The sequence below is a fragment of the Thiocapsa sp. genome, assembly GCF_018399035.1.
In the GTDB taxonomy this organism is placed as follows: domain Bacteria; phylum Pseudomonadota; class Gammaproteobacteria; order Chromatiales; family Chromatiaceae; genus Thiocapsa.
Map to the genome: position 1 here is coordinate 5,277,201 of NZ_CP073760.1, position 24,584 is coordinate 5,301,784.

20 protein-coding genes are annotated in these 24,584 nt (G+C 64.3%); 11 read left to right on the top strand and 9 right to left on the bottom strand.

Features of this window, described 5'->3' with window-relative positions; all coding sequences use genetic code 11:
* Positions 1-10 precede the first annotated feature (10 nt).
* The 3 genes from dprA to topA all read left to right on the top strand — a co-directional run bounded on the left by dprA (position 11) and on the right by topA (position 4,377).
* Complete coding sequence (gene dprA / locus KFB96_RS24020; protein WP_213456131.1) at positions 11-1,153, top strand: DNA-processing protein DprA; 1,143 nt, start codon at positions 11-13, stop codon at positions 1,151-1,153.
* 102 nt (positions 1,154-1,255) lie between these two features.
* Positions 1,256-1,732, top strand: coding sequence for a DUF494 family protein (locus tag KFB96_RS24025; RefSeq protein ID WP_213456129.1), 477 nt, complete (start codon positions 1,256-1,258; stop codon positions 1,730-1,732).
* Between the two features lie 335 nt (positions 1,733-2,067).
* Complete coding sequence (gene topA, locus KFB96_RS24030) at positions 2,068-4,377, top strand: type I DNA topoisomerase (protein WP_213456127.1); 2,310 nt, start codon at positions 2,068-2,070, stop codon at positions 4,375-4,377.
* A gap of 149 nt (positions 4,378-4,526) precedes the next feature.
* On the opposite strand, the gene KFB96_RS24035 is transcribed toward topA, so the two are convergent.
* From KFB96_RS24035 to KFB96_RS24055, 5 genes are all read right to left on the bottom strand, one after another.
* Positions 4,527-4,763: a thioredoxin family protein gene (locus KFB96_RS24035; RefSeq protein ID WP_213456125.1), complete on the bottom strand. Its 237-nt coding sequence runs from the start codon at positions 4,761-4,763 to the stop codon at positions 4,527-4,529.
* A 134-nt stretch (positions 4,764-4,897) separates the two neighbouring features.
* A complete protein-coding gene (locus KFB96_RS24040) occupies positions 4,898-5,854 on the bottom strand; it encodes a permease (protein WP_213456123.1) in 957 nt (318 codons plus the stop codon).
* 145 nt (positions 5,855-5,999) lie between these two features.
* The gene (locus KFB96_RS24045; RefSeq protein ID WP_213456121.1) at positions 6,000-6,578 is read right to left on the bottom strand and encodes a DUF302 domain-containing protein; all 579 of its coding nucleotides are present in this window, start codon (positions 6,576-6,578) and stop codon (positions 6,000-6,002) included.
* 266 nt (positions 6,579-6,844) lie between these two features.
* The gene (locus KFB96_RS24050) at positions 6,845-7,054 is read right to left on the bottom strand and encodes a hypothetical protein (RefSeq protein WP_213456119.1); all 210 of its coding nucleotides are present in this window, start codon (positions 7,052-7,054) and stop codon (positions 6,845-6,847) included.
* Positions 7,055-7,187: 133 nt separating this feature from the next.
* Complete coding sequence (locus tag KFB96_RS24055) at positions 7,188-8,072, bottom strand: phosphoribosylaminoimidazolesuccinocarboxamide synthase (RefSeq protein WP_213456117.1); 885 nt, start codon at positions 8,070-8,072, stop codon at positions 7,188-7,190.
* 573 nt (positions 8,073-8,645) lie between these two features.
* On the opposite strand from KFB96_RS24055, the gene KFB96_RS24060 reads away from it, so the two are divergent.
* The 3 genes from KFB96_RS24060 to recG all read left to right on the top strand — a co-directional run bounded on the left by KFB96_RS24060 (position 8,646) and on the right by recG (position 12,733).
* Entirely contained in the window at positions 8,646-9,032 is a 387-nt protein-coding gene (locus KFB96_RS24060; RefSeq protein ID WP_213456115.1) for a RidA family protein, read from the top strand.
* A gap of 176 nt (positions 9,033-9,208) precedes the next feature.
* A complete protein-coding gene (mltB, locus tag KFB96_RS24065) occupies positions 9,209-10,270 on the top strand; it encodes a lytic murein transglycosylase B (RefSeq protein ID WP_213456113.1) in 1,062 nt (353 codons plus the stop codon).
* Between the two features lie 339 nt (positions 10,271-10,609).
* Positions 10,610-12,733 (top strand): ATP-dependent DNA helicase RecG, encoded by a 2,124-nt coding sequence (gene recG, locus KFB96_RS24070; protein WP_213456111.1) that lies wholly within the window; start codon positions 10,610-10,612, stop codon positions 12,731-12,733.
* A gap of 382 nt (positions 12,734-13,115) precedes the next feature.
* On the opposite strand, the gene KFB96_RS24075 is transcribed toward recG, so the two are convergent.
* Both KFB96_RS24075 and KFB96_RS24080 read right to left on the bottom strand, forming a co-directional pair.
* Complete coding sequence (locus tag KFB96_RS24075; RefSeq protein WP_213456109.1) at positions 13,116-14,075, bottom strand: serine hydrolase; 960 nt, start codon at positions 14,073-14,075, stop codon at positions 13,116-13,118.
* A gap of 337 nt (positions 14,076-14,412) precedes the next feature.
* Positions 14,413-14,772, bottom strand: a complete 360-nt coding sequence (locus tag KFB96_RS24080; RefSeq protein WP_213456107.1) for a TusE/DsrC/DsvC family sulfur relay protein — start codon at positions 14,770-14,772, stop codon at positions 14,413-14,415.
* 343 nt (positions 14,773-15,115) lie between these two features.
* On the opposite strand from KFB96_RS24080, the gene KFB96_RS24085 reads away from it, so the two are divergent.
* The 5 genes from KFB96_RS24085 (at position 15,116) to KFB96_RS24105 (ending at position 20,080) form a co-directional block, all read left to right on the top strand.
* A complete protein-coding gene (locus KFB96_RS24085) occupies positions 15,116-16,042 on the top strand; it encodes a GDP-L-fucose synthase (RefSeq protein ID WP_300971750.1) in 927 nt (308 codons plus the stop codon).
* A 137-nt stretch (positions 16,043-16,179) separates the two neighbouring features.
* A complete protein-coding gene (gene gmd / locus KFB96_RS24090; RefSeq protein ID WP_213456103.1) occupies positions 16,180-17,271 on the top strand; it encodes a GDP-mannose 4,6-dehydratase in 1,092 nt (363 codons plus the stop codon).
* 614 nt (positions 17,272-17,885) lie between these two features.
* Positions 17,886-18,950 carry an undecaprenyl-phosphate alpha-N-acetylglucosaminyl 1-phosphate transferase gene (locus tag KFB96_RS24095; RefSeq protein WP_213456102.1) on the top strand — a complete coding sequence of 355 codons (1,065 nt, stop codon included), beginning with the start codon at positions 17,886-17,888 and terminating at the stop codon, positions 18,948-18,950.
* A 15-nt stretch (positions 18,951-18,965) separates the two neighbouring features.
* Entirely contained in the window at positions 18,966-19,481 is a 516-nt protein-coding gene (gene rfaH, locus KFB96_RS24100; protein WP_213456100.1) for a transcription/translation regulatory transformer protein RfaH, read from the top strand.
* Positions 19,482-19,858: 377 nt separating this feature from the next.
* A complete protein-coding gene (locus KFB96_RS24105) occupies positions 19,859-20,080 on the top strand; it encodes a hypothetical protein (protein ID WP_213456098.1) in 222 nt (73 codons plus the stop codon).
* Between the two features lie 35 nt (positions 20,081-20,115).
* Here KFB96_RS24105 and KFB96_RS24110 read toward each other — a convergent pair whose 3' ends face one another.
* Positions 20,116-21,525, bottom strand: coding sequence for an MBL fold metallo-hydrolase (locus KFB96_RS24110; protein ID WP_213456096.1), 1,410 nt, complete (start codon positions 21,523-21,525; stop codon positions 20,116-20,118).
* Positions 21,526-21,676: 151 nt separating this feature from the next.
* Positions 21,677-24,358, bottom strand: coding sequence for a ribonucleoside-diphosphate reductase subunit alpha (locus KFB96_RS27710; protein ID WP_367115062.1), 2,682 nt, complete (start codon positions 24,356-24,358; stop codon positions 21,677-21,679).
* Positions 24,359-24,584: the final 226 nt, after the last annotated feature.

Consider the following 24,584-nt stretch of genomic DNA (forward strand, 5'->3'; position numbering starts at 1 on the left):
CAATCGCCTCTTGAGCGTCTCCTCGAACTCGATCGCGGACTGGATCATCCTCATCTCCGCTCCGGGCATCGGGTCGCGTACGGCGACCCGATTGCTCGAACGCTACGGCACGCCGCGCGCGGTCGCGGATGCCTCGCGACAGGATCTCGCCGCAGCCGGGATCTCGCCCGAGGCGATCGCCGCGCTCAAACAGCCGGACGCCGCGGCGCTCGAGCGCATCCTCGCCTGGGCCGATCAGCCCGACGCCTGCGTGCTGACGCGCGCCGATCCCCGCTATCCGCCGCTGCTCGCCGAGATCCCGGATGCCCCCCTGCTGCTGTACGTGCGCGGCGACCCGGAGCTGCTCGCCGAGCCGCAGATCGCGGTGGTCGGCAGCCGCAATCCAACCCCGTCGGGCCTCGAGATCACCCGCGACTTCGCCCGGCGGCTCGCCGCCGACGGTCTGCTGATCACCAGCGGTCTGGCGCTCGGAGTCGACGGCGCCGCGCACGCGGGCGCGCTGGAGACGGGGCGAACCATCGCGGTGCTCGGTACGGGGCCGGATCTGGTCTACCCCGCGACGCATCGCGATCTGGCCCGACGCATCGCCGAGCGCGGTGCGCTGGTCAGCGAGTTTCCGCCCGGCCAGGGGCCGGCGGCCCGGAATTTCCCGCGGCGCAACCGGATCATCAGCGGGCTCTCCGTCGGTGTCCTGGTCACCGAGGCGGCGCTCAAGAGCGGCTCCTTGATCACCGCACGCTTCGCGCTCGAGCAAGGTCGCGACGTCTTCGCAGTGCCCGGCTCCATCCGCAATCCCCTGTCGCGCGGCAGCCACGCCCTGATTCGCGACGGTGCCAAGCTGGTCGAAGAGCCCGCCGAGATCCTCCTCGAGCTGGCTCCGATGCTGCGCAACCTGCTCGCGGCCTGCCCCGGCGAGGTGCCTGCGGCGTCCGACGCGGCCTCCGCAGCGGCGGTTCGAGGCGGGTCCGCGGGGCTCGATGCGGACTATCGCGCCTTGCTCGATGCGATGGGATTCGACCCCGTGGCCCCCGACGAGCTGATCGCCAGCAGCGGACGCTCGGCCCGCGAGGTCTCGTCCATGTTGTTGGTCCTGGAGTTGGAGGGTCATGTATCATCGGCCCCTGGAGGCCGCTTTTGCCGGCTCGGTTCTTAAAGCGGAGACATCCGGGTTGCCCAGAACGGAACGCCTGAATGCAATGCCGGTGCAGTCCGCTCCCGTCAGCCCTCGGGCTGACGCCGCCCACGAGGTTGGCTGATGTACGAAAACATGGTCGATGTGCTGATCTATCTCTACGAGAACTACATGGACGGCGAGGGTCAGCCCCCGGCCGATCAAGGTGCACTGGAGGACGAGCTCGCTCAGGCCGGCTTCACCCCGACCGAGATCGAAAAGGCACTGCTCTGGCTCGACGAGCTGGCGGCGGGTGTCGAGGTCCCGCAGTATCACGACCATACTCTAGGCTCCATCCGCGTCTACAACGAGGCGGAGACCAGCAAGTTGGACGTCGAGGCGCGCGGTCTGCTGCTGTTTTTGGAGCAGAACGGGATTCTGGACCCCGTCAGTCGCGAGCTCGTGATCGACCGCCTGCTCGCGATCGATCACGCACTGGTCGGGCTCGACGAGGTCAAGTGGGTCGTCTTGCTGGTCTTGATGAATCGTCCCGGTCGCGAGGATGCCTTTTCGCAGATGGAGGATCTGGTGTACAACGACGAGCCGGTTTACCTTCATTGAACCGCATTGAACCGCGTCAGGAATGACCTGCTGCCTTGTCGAGTCGGTGCGGGATCTCACGTGTAAGCAAGCGTCGGAGCCGGCGCGGTTTAGGTTCTGAAAAGCATAATTATTCTCGTGACACCGCTCCGGCGGCGTCACGCGTCTGCCCGGCGCGCCGCGCCGCGTGCGGCGATGTCCCGGCCGATCTCCGGGTCGGCTCTCCGAGACCTGAATTTTCGTCCAACCGGCCCTCTCGGCGCCGACCATCTCTTCAACGCCCCTTGACGCGCCGATGCGAACCGGGTTTACCCTAGAGATCCCGATCCGTTCGCTTCCGTTCGCTTGCAGACATCATGAATCTCGTCATCGTCGAATCTCCGGCCAAGGCCAAGACCATCGAGAAGTACCTCGGACCCGACTTCGAGGTGATCGCCTCCTATGGTCATGTCCGTGACCTGGTGCCCAAAGAGGGCGCGGTCGATACCGAGAACGGCTTCGCGATGAAGTACCAGATCATCGATCGCAACGAGAAACACGTCCAGGCGATCGCCAAGAAGCTCAAAGGGGCCGACGCACTCTATCTCGCGACCGACCCGGACCGCGAAGGCGAGGCGATCTCCTGGCATCTCTTCGAGCTGCTGAAGAGCCGCCGCCAGATCGGCAAGCGCCCGGTGTTCCGGGTGGTCTTCAACGAGATCACCAAACGGGCGGTGCAGGAGGCGGTCGCCAACCCGCGCGAGATCTCCTACGACCTGGTCAACGCCCAGCAGGCACGTCGTGCGCTGGATTATCTGGTCGGCTTCAATCTCTCCCCGCTGCTGTGGAAGAAGATTCGGCGCGGTCTCTCCGCCGGACGGGTGCAGAGCCCGGCGCTGCGGCTGATCTGCGAGCGCGAGGACGAGATCGAGGCCTTCGTCAGCCGTGAATACTGGTCGATCGAGGCGGATGCGGCCAAGGAGGCGCGGCGCTTCACCGCCAAGCTGGTCGAATTCGAAGGCGAGAAGGTCGAGCAGTTCAGCATCGTCGACGAGGGGCGTGCCGCGACCGTTCATCGGACCCTCGAGCAGGCGTCCGCCGGCAAGCTGAAGGTCGACGAGGTCGAGCGCAAGCAGCGCAAGCGCAACCCGGCACCGCCCTTCATCACCTCCACACTCCAGCAGGAGGCCGCGCGCAAGCTCGGCTTCACGGCCCAGCGCACCATGCGCGTCGCCCAGCAGCTCTACGAGGGTGTCGATGTCGGCGGCGGTCCGACCGGACTCATCACCTACATGCGCACCGACTCGGTGAATCTCGCACAGGAGGCGTTGGACGAGATCCGCGCCTATGTCGCGGAACGCTACGGTGCGGATCATCTGCCCGAGCAGCCGCGGTTCTACAAGACCAAGGCCAAGAACGCCCAGGAGGCCCACGAGGCGATTCGCCCCACCTCGGCCTACCAGGTCCCCAAAGAGATCCGCGCCCATCTCAGCGCGGATCAGTTCAAGCTCTACGAGCTGATCTGGAAGCGCACCCTGGCTTGTCAGATGGCCCATGCGCTTATCAACCAGGTCGCGATCACCCTGAGCGCCGGAGAGGGCAATCTCCTCCGAGCCACCGGGTCGACGGTCGCCGAGCCCGGCTTCATGAGCGTCTATCTGGAAGGGCGCGACGATGCCAAGAGCGCCGACGACGACGAGGAGCGCATGCTCCCCGAGATGAAGGCCGGAGACCTGGTGGACCTGCTTGCCATTCGCCCCGAGCAGCATTTCACCGAGCCGCCGCCGCGTTACTCCGAGGCGTCCTTGGTGAAGGCGCTGGAGGAATACGGCATCGGCCGTCCCTCGACCTACGCCTCCATCATCTCCACACTTCAAGATCGCGAATACGTGGTCTTGGAGACCAAGCGCTTCCTGCCGACCGACGTCGGGCGGGTGGTGAACCGGTTCCTGACCGAGTATTTCACTTCCTACGTGGACTACGACTTCACCGCGCGTCTGGAGGATGACCTGGATGCGGTCTCGCGCGGGGAGGGCGAGTGGATCCCCTTGCTCGAGCAGTTCTGGAAACCCTTCAAGGAGCGCGTCGACCATACCGAGGCGTCGGTCAAGCGCAGCGACGTCACCCAGGAGCGCATCGACGAGACCTGCCCCAAATGCGGCGGTCAGTTGTCGATCCGGCTCGGGCGCAACGGGCGCTTCATCGGCTGCACGAACTATCCCGAGTGCGACTACACGCGCGACCTCAACCCCGACAAGGCCGAGGCGGATGCCCCCGAGTTGATCGAGGGTCGCATCTGTCCGCTCTGCAACTCCGCACTCGAGATCAAGCGCGGACGGTACGGCAAGTTCATCGGCTGCAGCGCCTACCCGAGCTGCAAGCACATCGAGCCGCTGGAGAAGCCCGAAGATACCGGCGTGACCTGCCCCAAATGCACCAAGGGGACGCTGCAGAAGAAGAAGTCACGCAAGGGCAAGATCTTCTATTCCTGCTCGACCTATCCCAAGTGCGACTACGCCGTCTGGGACGAGCCCATCGCCGAGCCCTGCCCCAAGTGCGGCTGGGCGGTCTTGACGATCAAGACCACCAAGACCAAAGGGGCCTCCAAGGTATGTCCTCAAAAGGAATGCGGTTTCCGGGAGGCGATCCCGGAGGATCACGCCGAAGACACGGCCGAATCGGCGTAGGGTGTGCCGAGCCGGAGCGAGGCACAACAATCGCCGGCGCAATGTTGTGCTTCCCGACGTCGGCACAACCTGCGGCGGTCTTGATCGGGCTTTGAGGCGGGTTCCGGGTATAGTCCGTGCCGAAGCCGGGCGAGGGCAGGCGGATGACCTTATCCGCTGAACCATCCCTCGACCGTCTTGCGATCCGGGACCCCGCCGGCATGCACCACCTGACCGTCGATGACGACGCCGGGCGTCGACATGATCCCGTAGCCCATGATCCGCCCGAGATCCTCGACCTTCTCCAGGACGATCTCGGCGCCCTTCGCCTTCGCGGCCTCCTCGACCACCTTATAGGTGGCTTTACAGTTGGCACAACCTGATCCCAAGATCTTGACTTCTTTCATATCGGCTCTCGTATCGCGTGGTCCCGATTCCGGGAATGGTCTGAGTGAACAGTTCAAAAACAACGACAACGACAACGATTGGTTCCGTGCTCGACTGACTTCCGACGCGTGACGACGGTCGTCGGGTCTCCAGCCTACGCCAGCAGGTTGAAACCGTAGCCGACCAGGATGAAGGCCACGGCCAGCACGCCCGCATAGAGCGCCAGTCCGGGCCAGCGGATCACCTTGCGCAGGATGATCATCTCGGGCAGCGAGAGTGCGGCGATGCTCATCATGAAGGCCAGCGTGGTGCCGATCGCCACCCCTTTCCCCAGCATGGCCTCGGCAACCGGGATCACCCCGGTCGCGTTTGAGTAGAGCGGGATCCCGAGCAGCACGGCCCCGGGAACCGCCAGCCAGTTGTCGGTGCCGCCCAGGTGCTCGACGACCCACTCCTCCGGGACATAGCCGTGGAAGAGCGCGCCGACGCCGATGCCGAGCAGCACCCATTTCCACAGACGCCTTAGGATCTCGCGGACCTCGCCCACGGCATAGCGATGGCGACCGATCAGCGAAGTATCCGGCTCGGGCATCGTCAGCTCGCCCATGTGGATCTGCCAGACATAGGGCTCCACCCAGCGCTCGGGCTTGAAGCGCTCCATGACGACACCGCCGACATAGGCGACCGTCAAGCCGGCGGCGACATACATGAAGGTCAGCTCCCAGCCCAGGATCCCGAGCAGGATGACCACCGCCACCTCGTTGATCATCGGGCTGGCGATCAAAAAGGAGAAGGTGACCCCGAGCGGGATGCCGGCCTCGACGAAGCCGATGAAGAGCGGCACCGACGAGCAGGAGCAGAAAGGCGTGACCGCGCCCAGCCCGACCGCGGTCGAGCGCGCCGCCCATTTGGGTTTGCCGCGGACATAGGCGCGCACCCGCTCGGGCGAGAGGAGCGCCCGGAACAGCCCCATGACATAGATGATGATGACGAGCATGACGAAGATCTTCGCCGTGTCCATGACGAAGAAGTGCAGCGCCGCCCCGAGAGGGCTGGCCGGGTCGATGCCCAGCAGACGATGGACGACGAGATCGGCGAGTGAATCGAACACCTGAGAGCGCCCCTGCGGCCTTGATCAATGGCGCCTACTATATGCGATCTTCCGTATATCTGGATTGCGCGATATCACGAGCGGCTGAAATAAACTCTCCGGAACTCACCCCCGGGATCCCCTTCGGAGATCCCGACTCCGGAAATCACAGCTCGCCGGCCGCACCGCCCTCCATGATCGCCCGGATGGTGTCGCGGACCTTCAGCGAGGACGCCTTGAGCTCCTCGGGCAGCTCCCGGCCGCCGTGGATCATCATGTCCAGGTTCATGCTGTAGAGCGTCAGGCGGCCCTCCTTGTCTTCGACCAAGGCGATGCGGCAGGGCATAAAGCCGCTGTACTCGTTGCGATATTCGAGCATTTGTCGACCGACCCGGGCATCGCAGAAGGAGAGAAAGTTGACGTAGCGATAGGGCTCGCCCGTGATCGCCTCGATCTGCTTGTAGAAGGGCGATTCGCCGACAAAGAGCAGGTTGTGCGAGACCGCGATGCTCTTCATGGACTCGATGACGTCGTCCGGGCTCAGCCCTTCCGCGACCGGGATTGCCCACATCATGGCCACGCCGGGATCGCCGGTCGTGAGCAGGCGCGCGGCGAACTCGGCGTAGACGTCCGTAAATTCCGGGTCGAACTCGCCGAGGATCGGGGCGACCCGCCAATAGAGGACGCCGATGCCGACGATGGTCAAGAAGCCGATGACGGCCAGTAGGTTGCGAACGATCTTCACTGCAAATCCCCCTGTGATGATGTCGGCCGCCTCTCGCGCGGCTCGATCCGTGATGTCGCGGCGCGGTTGCGCACGCCGTCGATGCAGGGGTCGGAAACAAGCGCAACAGCGCACTCGGGTGCGGTGCGCACGAGAGACCTGCTCTCGACATGAGCGAGGTCCGCTCGTTTCCGACGTGTGACATGAGGATTGTATACCGACGCCGTGCGTCTCGGGCGACACCACCCGCGCGATCTCGAGCGCTCAAACCAGACGTTGGAGCTGCTCTATACGGCGTGGGTCAGGCGCTGCACGAGTCGCCGATCTCCACGCCCATGTTCTAGCGCGTCCTGCAGGAGATTCGGGGCAAGCGGCGGCTTCGGGCCGTCACCCTCTGCCTGGACGAAGCACCGGAGCCGCACCCGGATCTCGACCCCCATCGAAAGGTCTTGGTCGTGGAGCTGGATCACGATCAATCGCTCCCGAGCTGGTTGCACGGGCGCTCCGCTACGCTCCATGACCGGCGAGCGAGGTAGGGGCGGCTTCAGCCGCCTCCTCGTGGGTGTTCGGTTGCCGGGGCGTGCCGGCGACTGAAGTCGCCCCACACCCTACCCCGATTTCGCGGGCGGCTCAGCGGTGCGTCAACCGCTCTTCGGCCTCGCGGTATTTGGCGGCGGTCCGATCGATGATCTGCTGCGGCAGCATCGGCCCCGGCGGGGTCTTGTCCCAGTCGAGCGTTTCCAGATAATCGCGTACGAACTGTTTGTCGAAGCTCGGCGGGCTGGTGCCGGGCCGGTATTCATCGGCCGGCCAAAAACGCGAGGAGTCGGGAGTCAGCACCTCGTCGATCAGATGCAGCCGGCCCTCGCTGTCGAGGCCGAATTCAAATTTGGTGTCGGCGATGATGATCCCGCGCGCCAAGGCGTACTCGGCGCAATCGCGATAAACGGCGAGGCTGATGTCGCGCACCTGCGCCGCCAGCGCGGGGCCGAGCAGCCGTTCCGTGTGGGCGAAGTCGACGTTCTCGTCGTGCCCGCCGATCTCGGCCTTGGTCGACGGCGTGTAGATGGGCTCGGGCAGCCGGTCGGCCTGACGCAGACCGGGCGGGAGCGCAATGCCGCAGACCGCTCCGCCTTGCCGATAGTCCTTCCAACCCGAGCCGATCAGATAGCCGCGCACGATCGCCTCGACCGGCAGCGGCGTCAGCCGGCGCACCACCATGGCCCGATCGCCGAGCCGAGCGAGCTCCGCGGGATCTTCGATGACCGCCGAGACCGGGATGTCGGCGAGATGATTCGGCACCAGCCGCGCCGTGCGCGCGAACCAAAAGCGCGAGACCCGCGTCAGCACCTCGCCCTTGCCGGGGATCGGCTGCGGAAGCACCACGTCGAACGCGGACAGACGGTCGCTCGCGACCATCAAGAGATGCGTGCTGTCGATCTCGTAGAGATCGCGGACCTTGCCGCGTCCGATCAGGCGCAGCTTGGCGAGGTTGGACTGATGGAGTGCGTTCATGGTCTGTGATCCGGGAATTGTCAGCGCGAGAGTATAAGCCCGTTGCACGGGCTCTGGATGCGACGGTGTGTTTTGGGCGCCAGCCGCCAGCTCTCAGCTCCCGGGCGTCAGCGTTCATCACCCTTAAACCGCGCCCGGCGTGGTATGCGATGTTTTCGGATGGGATCGGCCCCGGCAGACTTGACGACCGTTGGAGCCGGCGTGGTTTAACATATTAAAAAATATTAAATTTCAAACCGCGTCTCACCGAGATCGAGGACATCTCAAAAGCCAAACGCAAAACGCAAATGTCGCATGTCGCTCCGGACGCGGTTTAGGAGCGATTCAAAAACAACCGAAAATGTAGGATGGGTAGAGCGAAGCGAAACCCATCCAGCACGCGCCAAGGGCATCGGACCGAAACCCGGCAGCGCGGCGGTTTGGAGGATGGGTTTCGCCGTCGCTCTACCCATCCTACCGGTTCATCAAGGTTTCCGCAGCTCGCCTCAACGCGGCGTCTTGGCGTGAGCCCCGCGCTGGATTAGGCTCACGCCGATGTCGTCGGATACTCATACGCAACGGAGTCACCACAGCATGGCAAAGAGCATCATCAAGACCGATCAGGCCCCGGAGGCGATCGGGACTTACTCTCAAGCGGTTCGCGTCGGCAGCACCGTCTATCTGTCCGGCCAGATCCCGCTCATACCCGAGACCATGGAGCTGGTCTCGGGCGACATCGAGGCGGAGATTCGGCGAGTCTTCGACAACCTGCGTGCGGTGGCGCATGCGGCGAACGGCACTCTGGCGGATGTCGTGAAGCTCAACGTCTTTCTGACCGATCTGGCCCACTTCTCGTCGGTCAATCAGGTCATGGCCGGATACTTCGAAGAGCCCTATCCGGCACGGGCGGCGATCGGTGTCGCGGCCCTGCCTAAAGGGGCGCGCGTCGAGATGGATGCGATCATGGTTCTGGGTGATTAAACCGCGCCGACTCCAGCGGTCGTCAAGTCTGCCGGGGCCGATCCCATCCAAAAACATCGCATCCCGCGCCGGGCGCGGTTCAACAGCGCAATCGCGAGCTAAATTCATCGGTTGAATTGCTTTACTGAAAAAGTTCTTTACTATAACGGCCATCCATTTTTTGTCCTGGATTGCCCATGCGTGTTGTCTGCTCGATCGCCGTTCTGCTGTGTTTGACCCTGGTTGCGGGCTGCGGGTCCCAGTCCACTCGTCCCGGCGAGATCGCGGAAGGATCCCCTTATCCGACGTCGGGCTCCGCGACGGTGACCGGCGATTTCGCCGGATATCCTGGCGTCGAGCCCTTCATCCGCCGCATGCAGCAACAGGGATTCACGCCGAACCAGGTCGCCGCCGTCCTCTCCGGCGCCAACCGCGAGCAGTGGATCATCGACGCGATGAATCGCCAGGCCCCGCGACCGAGCACCGGGCCGACCGGGGCCTGGATACGCTATCGTGCCAAGTTCCTGACCCCGGACAACATCGCCAACGGGGTGCGGTTCTGGCAGCAAAACGAGGCGGCGCTCAACCGGGCGAGCGCGCGTTACGGGGTGCCGCCCGAGTACATCGTCGCCATCATCGGCGTCGAGACCCGCTACGGCGGCTACTTAGGCAAGACCCGCATCGTCGACGCCTTGGCGACCCTGGCCTTCGCCTATCCGCGCCGCGCGGATTATTTCTCCGGCGAGCTCGCATCCTTCCTGGTCATGACCAAAGAGGAGGGTATCGACCCCTTCGGTCCGCGCGGCTCTTTCGCCGGAGCGATGGGCCTCGGGCAGTTCATGCCCTCGAGCTTCCGCGACTATGCCGTCGACTTCGACGGCGACGGGGATCGCGATCTGTGGAATCCGACGGACGCCATCGGGAGCGTCGCCAACTACTTCAAAGCACACGGTTGGCAGTCCGGCGTGCCGGTGGCCGTGCGTGCGAACGTGCAATCCCCCGCGACCGCGCGCGCGATGAAGTCGGGCTTCGCGACGCGCTACAGCTTGAGCGAGCTCGCAGGCCGCGGAATCACCCCGGCCGGCCCCCTCGGCGGCGCCTCGCAGGTGAGTTTGCTCGAGCTCGATGTCGGCACCGGCTACGCCTATTGGCTGGGGTCGCAGAATTTCTACACCATCACCCGTTACAACCACAGCAGCTACTACGCAATGGCCGTGCACCAGCTCGCCCGCGCAATCGTGGAGCGCAGGGGCGGGTAGACGGCAAATCATCGCGTCGCATCCTAGGATGGGTAGAGCGACAGCGAAACCCATCCTCCAAACCGCCGCGTTGCCGGGTTTCGGTCCGATGCCCTTGGCGCGGGCCGGCGCGGATTGGCCACGCTGCGCTTTGCCCGACCTACGGGCGATAGCCTTCATGCATCTGCATGCTTTGTTTTTGAACCGCCACTTAGCGGACTCCAAACTCGCCATGAATGGTCAAGGTGACGCGTCGCGATACGCGATCCCGAGGCCGTTCGCGCGCACCTCATCCAACGCACGACAGACGAACATGAGGGGCAGCGGACGCGATCGCACCCCTGAGGACACCCCCCAGCCGTGACCGACAACACCTCGGGGTCCTCCGCGAATCCATCGCTTCCGACCCCTTCGCTCGACAGCATCCCCGTGGAGCGGCTCAAACGGGTCGGTCCGCGCGTGTCCGAGCGTCTCGGCAAGCTCGGGGTGCGCACGGTCCAGGATCTCCTCTTCCATCTGCCGCACCGTTATCAAGACCGCACGCGCTTGGTCCGGATCAACGGGCTGCGACCGGGCGACGAGGCCCTGATCGAGGGCGAGATCCAGGAGGTCGACCTCTCGGGCGGGCGCCGCCGCTCCTTGAAGGTCTGGGTGTCGGACGGCACGTTCGGCGGGCTCCTGTTGCGCTTTTTCCATTACTCTCGGCAGCAGATCGACGCGCTCAAGCCCGGCGTTCGGCTGCGCTGTTACGGCGAGGTTCGCCAAGGGCCGAGTGCCCTGGAGATGGTCCACCCGGAGTATCGCATCCAGTCTGAAGCTCCGGGCGCGCTCGACGCGCGCTTGACCCCGCTCTATCCCTCGACCGAGGGCCTGCAGCAATCCTCCTGGCGCGGTCTGACCGACCAGGCGTTGGCGCTCTTGGCCGAACAGGCCCCGTGCGAGTGCCTGCCGGATGAGGTCCTGCTCCCCTTGGGTCTGCCGAGCCTGGTCGAGGCGCTCGTCTATCTGCACCGTCCGCCGGTGGATGCCGACCCCGATGATCTGATCGAGCGCCGTCATCCGGCCTTTCACCGCTTGGCCTTCGAGGAGCTGGTCGCGCATCAGGTCAGTCTGCGACGGCTGCGTGCCGCCCAGCGGGCGATCGCGGCGCCCGTGCTTGCGGGCGACGGCACCTTGCGCCGGCAGTTGCTCGACGCCCTGCCGTTTCGGATGACCGCGGCACAGGAGCGCGTCGTCGCCGAGATCGCCGCCGATCTGCAGGGCGATCGCCCGATGCAGCGCCTGCTCCAAGGCGACGTGGGCGCCGGCAAGACCCTGGTCGCCGCACTGGCCGCCCTTCAAGCGATCGAGTCCGGCGCCCAGGTCGCCTTGATGGCGCCGACCGAGCTCTTGTCCGAGCAGCATCGACGTGGCTTCGCGGCTTGGCTCGCCCCGCTCGACATCGCGCCCGTCTGGCTGGTGGGACGACACAAGGGCCGCGAGCGTGCCGGGTTGCTCGAGGCCATCGCGAGCGGCCGTGCCCGCATGGTGATGGGCACCCACGCGCTCTTTCAGGAGGACGTGGTCTTCTCCGATCTCGGGCTCGTCATTATCGACGAGCAGCATCGATTCGGCGTGCACCAGCGCATGCGTCTGCGTGCGAAGGGCGGCGGGACCGGCGGTGCACCGCATCAGTTGATCATGACCGCCACACCCATCCCGCGCTCGCTCGCCATGACCGTCTATGCGGATCTGGATCTATCGGTCATCGACGAGCTGCCCCCCGGGCGGACACCGATCGTCACGGTCGCGGTCCCGGACACCCGTCGCGAGGAGGTGATCACGCGCGTCGAGCAAGCCTGTGCGCAGGGGCGACAGGCCTATTGGGTCTGCACCCTGATCGAGGAGTCGGAGGCGTTGGAGTGCCAGGCCGCCGAAGAGACCGCGCGCCAGCTGGCCGAGAGCCTTCCCGGTATCCGTATCGGTCTGGTGCACGGGCGCATCAAGGGGCCCGAGCGCGAAACGGTGATGGCCGCCTTCGCCTCTAGCGATTTAGACCTATTGGTCGCAACCACGGTGGTGGAGGTCGGCGTCGATGTCCCGAACGCCAGTCTCATGATCATCGAGAACCCCGAGCGGCTCGGTCTTGCTCAGCTCCATCAACTGCGTGGACGGGTGGGGCGTGGGTCCGTCCAGAGCCACTGCGTGCTGCTTTTCCATCCGCCCCTGTCGATCGCAGCGCGCGAGCGTCTGGGCATCATCCGCGCCGCCGAAAGCGGCTTCGAGATCGCCGAGCGCGATCTGGCCATGCGCGGAGCGGGGGAGGTTTTGGGTACCCGCCAGACCGGCGCCGTGCAATTTCGCGTCGCCGACCCCCTGCGCGACCAACATCTGGTGGCCGCTGCCCAGCAGGCCGCCGACCTGATCCTGGCACGCTATCCCGATCGGGTCGAACCCCTGATCCAACGCTGGCTCGGATCCCGCGAGTTGTACGGAAGCGTGTGATCCCCCGCCTGCCTCTTGGGGTGATTCCAGAACAGCCGAAACACGTAGGATGGGTAGAGCGCAGCGAAACCCGATCCTCCAAACCGCGCCGTCGCCCTGGAAGGGGCCGCGCATCTGCTCTCGTCTCAGTTGTGCGGGCGTATGGAGGAGGGGCCTCTGGGGCCGATCTGCGGGCGGTTTCTGAAGCGGACCTAGCGGTCGGGGCAGCCAGCGCGGTTGGCGGGGTGGGCGACTCAAGTCGCCCCTACACCCCTCCGCCATCGGCGATTCCCGGGCGGACGAAACGCGTAGGTTGTGCTGACGATAGGAAGCACAACTTGCGGCGACGGTTGATTGTGCCTCGCACGGCTCGGCACAACCGACCTCGTCGCCCCCGACGTCGTCAGACCAGCCGGTAATGGTTCTTCATGTCCTGGTAGATCAAGTTCGATACGCGCCGGATGACGTCTCCCCGACTGCGGATCCAAGCGCCGTAATTTTCGGCGCGGCTCGGTCGCTCGATGATCCCGACGACCGTGTAGGCGTGATTGCGCCCGCGCTGATCCGGGATCTCGATCACGCCCATGTCCCCGCAGAGCATCGCGGTCGAGCCGGTCTTGTTGTAGACCTTCGCCGCCGTCGGTAAACCGGCCAATCCCTTGGACAAACGGTCACCGCCCGGCAAGGCCATCATGCGCAGCAGCTCTTTGCTGTTGGGCATACGGCCTTCCCAGACCGAGATCAAGAAGCGGCTGTAGTCATGTGCCGATGCCTGATTGCGGTAGGTCTGGCCGGTCGTCGGGATCTTCTCGACGATGCGGGTCTCTTGAAAGATGGCGGGTGCGCGCTGCTTCAGGACCAGCTCGACATCCGGCGGGCCGCGGCGAGACTGGTGCTCGCTGACCAGATCCATGATCTTGTTGGTATCCGGGTTGCTGCTGCGCTGGAGCATCCGCTCCATGGTTGTGCGCACCTCGTCGGTGTAACGGACCTGGCTGCGTTTGCCGTCCATCTGGAAGAAATAGGCCTGCGCGACGAGCGGCTTGATCATGCTCGCGGCTTGTCGCGGCACGCCCTCGTTGATGGAGACGACCTTCTTGCGGGCGGTGAAATCGTATACCGACCAAGAGGTCTTCTCGTTGGGCTGAAGCAGCCCCTGGCGGCGCATGCTTGTCACCATCTCCACGACCTGGCGCTGCAGGGATGTTCGGTTCGAGGCCGCCTCGGCAAGGCCGGGCAACCCTCCGGCGAAGAGTCCCGCAGAGGTCGCGGCAAGCGCCGCAAGAAAGTTGCGTCGATCGGGACGAAGCGGGTGCTCGTCTTTGGCGATCGGCTGTTCGTCGACGTGATTGCGCTCGTACATCATCGGCTCCCCCCGTGATCCGGATTCGGCTTGCGGCCGCCTGCCGGTCCGGGTGAGCAGTGATTCGGAGCATCCCCGGCCGGCGTCGCGACGCGTCCGGAACACGCTTCAGCCTCGGACGTCCCCAAGCGAAAGGCGGCAGCAGTTCGAGGGCAAGGATAGGCGGGTCCTCCCCGATTGGCAAGAAAACGCCGACGAAAAGACTCGATATGTCAGACGGATTGCGCCCGTTATTGATGAGAATTCGGACCGACTCCGGCGGCCTCTTGCGCGATGTCGGCCGAGTGACCGACATCGCAACGGCAGCGCGCGAGCGCACACCGCGACACGAAACCCCCTACTGGACGCTTCCGAACGACTTGTCCACCGCGCCCGACGGGGCCTGGAGCCCGGCGAAGCGGCAGCCTTGCGCGACCGGGCCGCCCGGAAAGATGCCGTAGAGGTACTTGAGGCCACCGCGGCCATGGAACGCCTCTTCCAGCGCGTCGTGAAGATCACGCACATTGGGTCTCTCGTGACGCGCGAAATAGTCCTGCAACGCCTTGATCATGTCCCAGTGATCGTCGCTCAGCGTCACCGCGTCGGCCTGCGCGGCAACGACCGCCTGCTCGCGCGTCCAGTCGTCCGGGGCGTCCGGAAACTCGGCGTCGCGCACGACGGAGCCCGGATTCATGATCTCACCCATGCTTTGTGCCACGATCGTTACCTCCTGCGAATTGAATGATCGGTCGTCGTTGCAGCGCTGCAGCCATCGGCAGCACCGTGCCCGATGCTGCGACCCGGGCGGCCGAGAAGCCGATCCGATGTCGCGCTCGGTAGAGCGTGAGTGTCGAACCTGAGGGAGGTTCCGTCAACCGGTTCGCCGGGGTGCCGAGACGCGCAGGCAGGCGATTCGTCGATTCTCGATGTGCAAGGCTGGTGAGCCGACCCACGAGGGCGCTACCCTACGCACTCCCGAACACACAGCATCCAAGACGGAGATCGGCGTGAGCGAGCAGGACAAGGTCGGGTCGAGGGTTTATGTCGCCGGACATCGCGGCATGGTGGGTGCCGCCATCGTGCGCCGGTTGGAGGCCGCGGGTGTCTCGGACATCCTCGCGCGCACCCATCGCGAGCTGGATCTCACGGATACCGGGGCGGTCGATGCCTTCTTTGCCGAAACGCAGCCGTCTCGGGTCTATCTGGCGGCGGCCAAGGTCGGCGGCATCCAGGCCAACAACAGCTTCCCGGCCGAGTTCATCCATCAAAACCTGATGATCGAGGCCAACATCATCCATGCCGCCTGGCGCAACGCTGTGGAGCGCCTGCTCTTTCTCGGCAGCTCCTGCATCTATCCGCGCCTCGCCCCGCAGCCGATCACCGAAGAGGCCCTCTTGACCGGACCGCTCGAGTCCACCAACGAGCCCTATGCCGTCGCCAAGATCGCCGGGATCAAGCTCTGCGAGTCCTACAACCGTCAGTACGGGACGGATTTCCGCAGTCTGATGCCGACCAATCTCTACGGACCCGGCGACAACTTCGATCTGGAGAACAGCCACGTCATCCCGGCGCTGATGCGCAAGTTCCACGAGGCCAAGACCCAAGGTGCGTCCGCGGTGACCGTCTGGGGAACCGGCACGCCGCGTCGTGAATTCCTGCATGTCGACGACCTCGCCGACGCCTGCGTGCACATCATGGGGCTCGCGCCCGAGACCTACCGGGCACATACCCGGCCCATGTGCTCCCACGTCAACGCCGGTGTCGGCGAAGACGTCAGCATCCGCGAGCTCGCGCAGACCATCGGCGAGGTCGTCGGCTTCCAAGGCGAGATCCGCTTCGACACCGACAAACCCGACGGCACCCCGCGCAAGCTCCTCGACGTCAGCCGTCTCGCCGCACTCGGCTGGACCGCGCGCACACGCCTGCCCGACGGCTTGGCGCAGACCTACGCCTGGTTCCTCGACCACCGGGACGCACTCAGGACATGAGGCATCGGGGGCGGACGCGATGGCCTCCGTCGTCTTGAAACCGCGGGCCGTCAGGGCGGGGGAGGAGGTCGACTGCACGTCGACGATCCCGGGCAACGGCAACACAACACATTGCATAGCGACATCGGGGTAAGGACATGACCATCAAGAAGGCGCTGATCACCGGCATCACGGGACAGGACGGGGCCTATCTGGCGGAGCTGCTGCTCTCCAAAGGCTACGAGGTGCACGGCATCAAACGGCGCACCTCGCTCTTCAACACGGACCGCATCGACCATCTCTATCAGGATCCGCAGCAGAGCGAACGGCGCTTCATCCTGCATCACGGCGACATGACCGACTCCTCGAGCCTGATCCGCATCATGCAGCAGGTCCAACCCGACGAGCTCTACAACCTCGCCGCCCAGAGCCATGTCGCCGTCTCCTTCGAAGAGCCCGAGTACACCGCCGACTCCGACGGCATCGGAACCCTGCGCCTGCTCGAGGCGATCCGTATCCTCGGCCTCGAGCGCAAGACCCGCTTCTACCAGGCCTCCACCTCCGAGCTGTACGGCAAGGTCCAAGAGGTGCCCCAGAGCGAGACCACGCCCTTCTACCCGCGCTCTCCCTACGCGGTGGCCAAGCTCTACGCCTACTGGATCACGGTCAACTACCGCGAGGCCTACGGCATCTACGCCTGCAACGGCATCCTCTTCAACCACGAGAGCCCGCGGCGCGGCGAGACCTTCGTCACCCGCAAGATCACCCGCGGACTGGCCCGCATCACGCTCGGTCTGCAGGAGCGGATCTATCTCGGCAACCTCGATGCAAAGCGCGACTGGGGCCATGCCAAGGACTATGTCCGCATGCAGTGGATGATGCTCCAGCAGGACGCCCCCGAGGACTTCGTGATCGCCACCGGACACCAATACTCCGTGCGCGACTTCGTCGTCGCCGCCGCCGCCGAGGTCGGTATCCGGATGCGCTGGGAGGGCGCCGGCCAGATCGAACAAGGCTTCGACGCGTCCACCGGCGCCTGTATCGTCGCCGTGGATCCGCGCTACTTCCGCCCGACCGAGGTCGAAACCCTGCTCGGCGACGCCACCAAGGCCCGCGAGCGCCTCGGCTGGTCCCCCGAGATTGGCTTCGAGGCACTCGTCGCCGAGATGATGCGCGAAGACCTCAAAGAGGCCGAAAAAGACGCCCTGTGCCGGCGCGAAGGCTTCAACGTGGCCGAACGGCACGAGTAGCCCCGCCCCTTCAACAGATCGTCTCTCGGCATCGATGTGGTGGCGCCTCCCGCCGTCACACTCCCTGTGGTTTGGATGTGGGGGCGACTAAAGTCGCCCCACACGGCCCCTACACGGCCCATCCCCGGTCAGCTCCCGGCACCCGCATCGTCCCGGAAGGAAATGGGCGTTGCGGCTTACGGGCGGGGTTCAGCGTGCGCTATCGCGATGCCCAAGGACGTAGGGTCGACCGCACGGGCACCATGGCCATTCTGTTCGACGTCCGTGGGGCGGACGCTCGGATTCTACGGATCTCGTATCGACGTGCCGGAGGCGGCCCTCACGGATCCGCTTGAACGCAGGTGGCGCATGACAAGGACGTTCTCATTGGTTCGATCATTGCGCATTCGCAAGAGAGTTTCACGACTTGTGATTTTGCCCTGAAGCGGGTAAAACGTTGCGCAATAATCTCGAAACCGGACATCGGTTGCCTCCATGGCGAGATCAAAACATAAGGTTTCGAGGATCATTATGGACGATTTGTGGAATCCGGTTGACCTGGATGGAGAGGAGATGGATATGATCAAACACGATCTGATGGCTCTCCTCGGGTTCACGTCGGCGCACATCCGGTGATGACGATTTTGGACATGGGTGTCGCGTTTCTCATCAGCAGCGTCGTTCTGGCTGTGCTCTATCCCGTAGCACCCATGATCGGTCTGATGGATCACCCTGGCGAACGGCGCAAGGTCCATCGCCATTCCGTTCCGCCGATCGGCGGGATCGCGATCTTTTCGGGCCTCGCCGCGAGCACTCTGCTCAGTTTGCCGTTCACCGCGCCGCATCTTTACGGCATGGCCGGTGCCGCCCTCCTGGTGTTGGTCGGTGTCCTTGACGACCGCTTCGGGCTCGGCCCGAGGGTGCGTCTCGTGGCGCAGGTTGTTGCAGCACTGTTGCTGACCCTCGGGTGCGGGGTCACGCTCACCTCGCTCGGTAATTTGCTCGGCTTCGGAGCGATCGATCTCGGGTTGCTTTCCGTACCCTTCACCGTGTTTGCGATGGTCGGCGTCATCAACGCCGTCAACATGATCGACGGCATCGATGGCTTGGCCGGCGGCCTGATCCTGATCGCGCTCGGAGCGCTGCTGTTCCTCGCACCCCAGATCGGCCCGATCCAAATCCTGTTGCTCACCACGATCGCGGCGTTGATTCCTTATTTGGTGTGCAATCTGGAGCTTTTCGGTGTGACCGGACGCAAGATCTTCCTCGGCGACGCGGGAAGCCTCCTGCTGGGCTACATCCTGGTCTGGGCCCTGGTCGATGCCGCAGGGCCGGCCGGGAGTATCGACCCGGTGACGGCACTTTGGCTCGTCGCCATACCGCTGATGGACACGCTGCGCGTCATGGGTCGGCGGATCCTGCAAGGCGTCTCTCCCTTCAGCGCCGATGCCGGCCACCTCCACCACTTCCTGTCCCGCGTTTTCCAAAGTACACGTAAGGCACTGATCCTCATGCTGGCCGTCGCGATCTTGTTGACGGGAATCGGTGTCTTCGGTTTTCTGAATCAAATCGGCGAAGCGGTCATGTTCTACCTGGCCTTGGCGATCTTCGTTGCCTACCTGCTGGTTGCGCGCTACGTGCACAGTCTATCCCGGGCATTGGAGCAACAGAGTCGACAGATCGTCGGTGAAGTAACCTGATCGAGGCGGTGCACGATGAATTGCGAGACCGACGTGGAAGCCGCGCCCCAATGGTATCTGGTGCAGGCCAAGCCGCGGCAGGCCGAGCGCGCCGAGGTGAATCTCGTCCTGCAGGGCTACAGCGTTTTCCACCCGCAAATCATGGTCGAGCGGATCCGTCGTGGGCGGCGCGTGGTCGTCGAGGAGTCGCTTTTCCCCAACTATCTGTTCATTCGTCTGCGTCGTTGGGTCGACAACTGGTATCCGTTGCGCTCCACCCGTGGTGTCGCACGCCTGGTGTCCTTCGGCCGCGAGCCCTTACCCGTCCAGGATGCCATGATCGCGGAGATTCGGCGTCGTCTCGACGCCCGTCCCGCTCAATCCGAGCTCTGTTCGGGACAGAAGGTCGAGATCATCGAAGGCCCTTTCCGCGGGCTTGAAGCCATCTTCAAAGTCCACCAAGGCGAGCGCCGAGCCCAACTCTTGATCGAGCTGCTGCATCGCCAAATTACCCTGACGATACCCATCGCAGACATCCGCCGCTCTGCCTGACCACCGAACGTTCAAGGGGCGACTTCAGCCTCGCTTACCACGCCATGGAGCCATTTCCGTGAAAGGATCTGCCCAGGTGTAGGGGTGACTTGAGTCGCCCCTTAAACCGCGTCCAGAGCGACATGCGTTATTTTCATGTTGTGTCGGGCTCAAGGATTTTTCCGACCTTTGTGGAGACGCGGTTTAGGTGATTTCCGGAAACAAGGCGATTTTCGTGAACCCCCGCCAGCTGGCCCACACCCGGATGCACGGCGTGGCCGCCACCCTGGAGCACGACGTTGCCCTCGCATGCGACCACGCGTCGCCACCGTCATCGACTTCGGCGCCAACACAGGACAGTTCGCCGTCGATGCCCGCACCGGTGGCCCGCGGCCCGGTTGATCGGCTTCGAGCCGCTTCCCGGACCCCGCGCCAATCTCCTCAGCGTCAACCGCGGACAGGCCGAGATCTACGAACGCGCCTTGGGTGCGTGCCTGACCGCAACGACATTGTCTGGCTCGATTTCGAGCCTCCCAAGGGCAAGGAAATCTCCGGATCGCCTTGCCGGAGATCGTATCGGCCTTTTTGTCGCCTGCGCCGCGAAGGCAAAAGGGTTTTGACCGTCGTGCGGCTTACAGCGACGAGAGGCTCGGGCTCAGGGAATGCGGACCTTAATCCCGGCAAAGCACTGCAGCAAGGCGTCTCGGAGGGCCGTTTTGGCGCCCCGCTCGCCGTGGACGAGGATCACCTCTCGGGGTGGAGTGGACATGGCGCCGATGAAGTCGAGCAGGTCGTGTTGGTCGGCATGGGCGGAGTAGCCGCCGATGGTGTGGATGCGGGCGCGGATGTCGTAGCGGCGCCCGTCGAGTTCGGCATAACCACCGCGGGGTCCATAGCGCTGGATGTCGCGTCCCGGTGTACCGGCGGCTTGATAGCCGACGAAGAGCACGTCGTGGCGCGGATCGCCGAGCATCGCCTTGAGATAATTGACGATCCGCCCGCCGGCGCACATGCCGCTCGCGGCGATCACGATGGCGGGCCGATGCTCGCGCGCAAGGTACTCGACCATGCGCAGATGTGCGGCGTGGTCGTCGACGGTGAGCATCCGATCGAAGGCGAGCGGGTGGCGCCCGGCCGCAACGCGGGCCTTGGCCTCGCGGTCCCAGTGTGCGCGCAGTCGCCGGTAGCCGGCGGTCAGGTCCGCCGCCAGCGGTGAATCCAACACCACCGCGAGATCCCCCCATTGCCACTTGTCTCCGGTACCTTTGGTGCCGCGGTTCTCATGCACCAGGGTTTCCAGCTCGTAGAGCAGCTCTTGGGTGCGTCCGATACTGAAGGCCGGGATCAAGAGGGTGCCGCCGTCTTCGAAGGCGTGCTCGACCATGGCCCGCAGGCGCTGATGACGTGTGCTGCGGTCCTCGTGGATGCGGTCGCCGTAGGTGCTCTCCAGCACGACGACATCGGCGGGGTCCGGCGGGGTCGGATCCGGCAACAGCGGGGTGTGCGGCGCCCCTAGGTCACCCGAGAAGAGTACGCGCGTGGTGGTCCCGGCGCGGGTCAGGTCGCATTCGACATAGGCGGAGCCGAGGATGTGACCGGCTTGCTGCAAACGGATGCGCAGCGCGGGATCGCCCTTGATCAAGGGGTACCAGTCCCCGTACGGCAGGGGGACCAGGCGTGCGCGCAGCCCGCGCAGGACGGCCTCGATGAGGGCGGCATCGCGTGTGACGCCGACCTTCAGGGCGTCCTCCAAGACCAGCGGAAGGAGCTCCGCCGAGGCCTCGCTGCAGAGGATGGGTCCGCGATAGCCGGCGGCCAGGAGGTGGGGCAGGCGCCCGACGTGGTCGATATGCACATGGGTCAGAATCAGCGCCTGGATCCGATCGACCGCGAAGCCGATGCCCGGGCGGTCGGCACCGGAGCCGTCCGCGGCGGTCTCCGCACCTTGAAAGAGCCCGCAGTCGATCAGGACCGAGCGGCCGTCGCCGAGCATCAGCTCGTGGCAGGAGCCGGTGACGCCGTCGACGGCGCCGTGGTGTGCGATCAATGGTGTTGCGTTGGTCATTTCGGGGCTCCATCGTCCGTGCGGGGGTGGGTAGGGGTGGGTAGGGGCGGGTAGGGGCGACTTCAGTCGCCCTCTCCGATACCGGGCGACTGAAGTCGCCCCTACATGCCTCTAACCGTCGTGCGGGACCACGGGGCGACTGAAGTCGCCCCTACTGGCAGGCTTCGCACTCGGGGTCGAGGATGGCGCAGGCGGCGGGCGCGGCGGCGCCGTTGCCTTTCGCCTTGTCCATCGTGAGATAGTTGCCCCCGACGGCGCTGAGGCGGTTGGCCTTGCCGGTGTCGTCCAGCGTGGATTTCTCGACATGGGTGGCGCCCATGGAGCGCAGGTAATAGGTCGTCTTCAGTCCCCGTACCCACGCCAGCTTGTAGAGATTATCGAGCTTCTTGCCGCTGGGTTCGCGCATGTAAAGGTTGAGGCTCTGGGCCTGGTCGAGCCACTTTTGGCGGCGGCTGCCGGCCTCCACCAGCCAGCGCGCGTCGACCTCGAAGGCGGTGGCGTAGAGCTCCTTCAGATCGTCCGGGATGCGGTCGATCTGCTGGATCGAGCCGTCGTAGTATTTGAGATCGTTGACCATCACCGAATCCCAAAGCCCCCGTTCCTTCAGGTCGACCACCAGGTAGGGATTAACGACGGTGAACTCGCCCGAGAGGTTGGATTTGACGAAGAGGTTCTGGTAGGTCGGCTCGATCGACTGGCTGACCCCGACGATGTTGCTGATGGTCGCGGTCGGGGCGATGGCCATGCAGTTGGAGTTGCGCATGCCGACGCTGCGCACCCGCTCGCGCAGGGCGTCCCAATCCAAGGTGGTGCCGGTGTCCATCTGCAGATAGCTGCCGCGTGCATCCGCGAGCAGTTTGATGCTGTCGATCGGCAGGATCCCGCGGCTCCAGAGCGAGCCCTCGAAGCTCTGATAGCGCCCGCGCTCCTGCGCGAGATCCGTGCTGGCCTGGATCGCGTAATAGCTGAAGGCCTCCATGCTGTGGTCGGCGAACTGCACCGCTTCGAGGCTCGCGTAGGGGATGCGCAGCTGATAGAGGGCGTCCTGGAAGCCCATGATGCCGAGCCCGACGGGGCGGTGCCGCAGGTTGGAGTTGCGCGCTTGCGGGACGTTGTAGAAGTTGTAGTCGATGACGTTGTCGAGCATCCGCATGGCGGTGCTGACCGTCTTGCGCAGACGCGTGGTGTCGAGCCCCTTTTCGGTCACGTGCGCGGCCAGATTGACGCTGCCGAGATTGCAGACGGCGATCTCTAAATCATTGGTGTGTAGTGTGATTTCAGTATTTTTCGTGATCATGCCATTGACGGTCCAGGCATGGGTTTCCGAGTCGACCGTCAGGCAGTAGGCATCCTCGTTCGGCAATTCAGTGCGGTGCGAGAAGGTCGCCCAAAGCTTCTGTGCATAGCCCGGTTTGGTGATGTTTTGGAGGTGTCGAGCGGCAACATCGGTGCCTTTATGTGCCGCGAGGCCGGTCACGTCCTCGGCGATTCGGCAGCCCTTCACCGAGGTGATCAGAAGTCGGTAGAGCGGTTTGCTCCAATACTCTTTTGTACCGCCACGCCCGTCCGGTAGCGCCTTGAGCTCATGCCCGCGCATCTGGTTGATCGACGTCTTGACGCCAAAGTTGGCCCAAAGGATCTGAAGATCCTGGATAAACGCCAGATCCTTCGAGGCGAGCACAAGGCACGTGATCTCAGGACCACTCTGCAGATGGCCGTCGGCCTGATAGAGGCCGCGTAGATAGGCCGCAACGGTCTCACGGTCTCCGCACCAGACCAGCTCAGGGATGCAGGTCTTTGTTTCCGGGGTAAATCCATGCTCGGCGAGCAGTCGACGCAACGGTGCAGAGGCGAGGCGTGCCTTGCGGTGCACCTCGTCGAAGCTGAACTCGGGTTGGTTGCTGGATGTCGTCCGCAACACCGTATTGCCTTCGAGCAAATAGTGCACGTCTTGCCGAATATCCGGAATCGTCCCGAAATCCGCCTCCCAGATATCGATGAAGACGTTGTGTTTGCCGAAGGTTCCGTCGCCGGCGATCAATCCCATTAAATAGCCGAGCTTTGGATCACTTTGCGTTCCCCAGAGTCCTTCGAGCTGTTGTATGAGAAGCCTGTCGCCAGGCTTGAGATCCTGTGCCTCGACCCAGCCCTGATCCTTCACCCAAACCTTGTGATCCGGGGTGACTTTGTGGGAATAGCCTTCACGCGTCTCAATCCGCACGATCGGTGCATTGGGTCTCGGCAGCAGCATCTCGGAGGCGTGATAAACCCCATCCAACCCGACGACCTGATTGGTTCCGCCAAGCGCGTAAAGCTCACCGACCGTCAGCAAACCGCGATCGGTCACGACACGCTGGTCAGCGGTGATACAGCACAGATTCGATGAATGCACGGTCCCGACATGCTGATTGGTGTAGCGCAGGTTGCACGGATCCTTGAAGGCGATCCAGGGGTGTCCGGTCTCGAAAAGCATGGCGAGCATCTTGCGCCAGAGGTCGACGGCCTTGATCCGCTTGCTGACCTTGAGCTCGCCACGCGCGGCACGCGCCTCGTAGCCGACATAGGCCTGCTCGAACGCCAGTCCGGTGAGGTCGTGCAGATCCGGGGTCTCGTCGGGCGAGAAGAGGGTCCAGTGCTGATCCTCGGCGACCCGCTTCATGAAGAGGTCCGGCACCCAGTTGGCGGTGTTCATGTCGTGGGTGCGGCGGCGGTCGTCACCGGTATTTTTCCGGAGATCCAGAAACTCTTCGATGTCGACGTGCCAGGTTTCGAGATAGGCGCAGACGGCGCCTTTTCGCTTCCCGCCATTGTGGACTAGCGCCGCGGCGGTCATGTAGGTCTCGTCGCCCTCGACCTTGAGGTCGTGGACCTTGGCGACCGGCGCGATGGACGTGACCGACTTGACCCGCGTGAAGATCCAGTTGCCCAGGCGGAACCAGTTCCGCTTGGTGAGCGCCGGGACGCCGACCAGCTCCGCGATCTCGGGAACGGCCGGGATGCGCAGATCGAAGACGCGGGTGATGCCGGTGAAGGAGACCACCGAGCCGTCACCGCGTGTG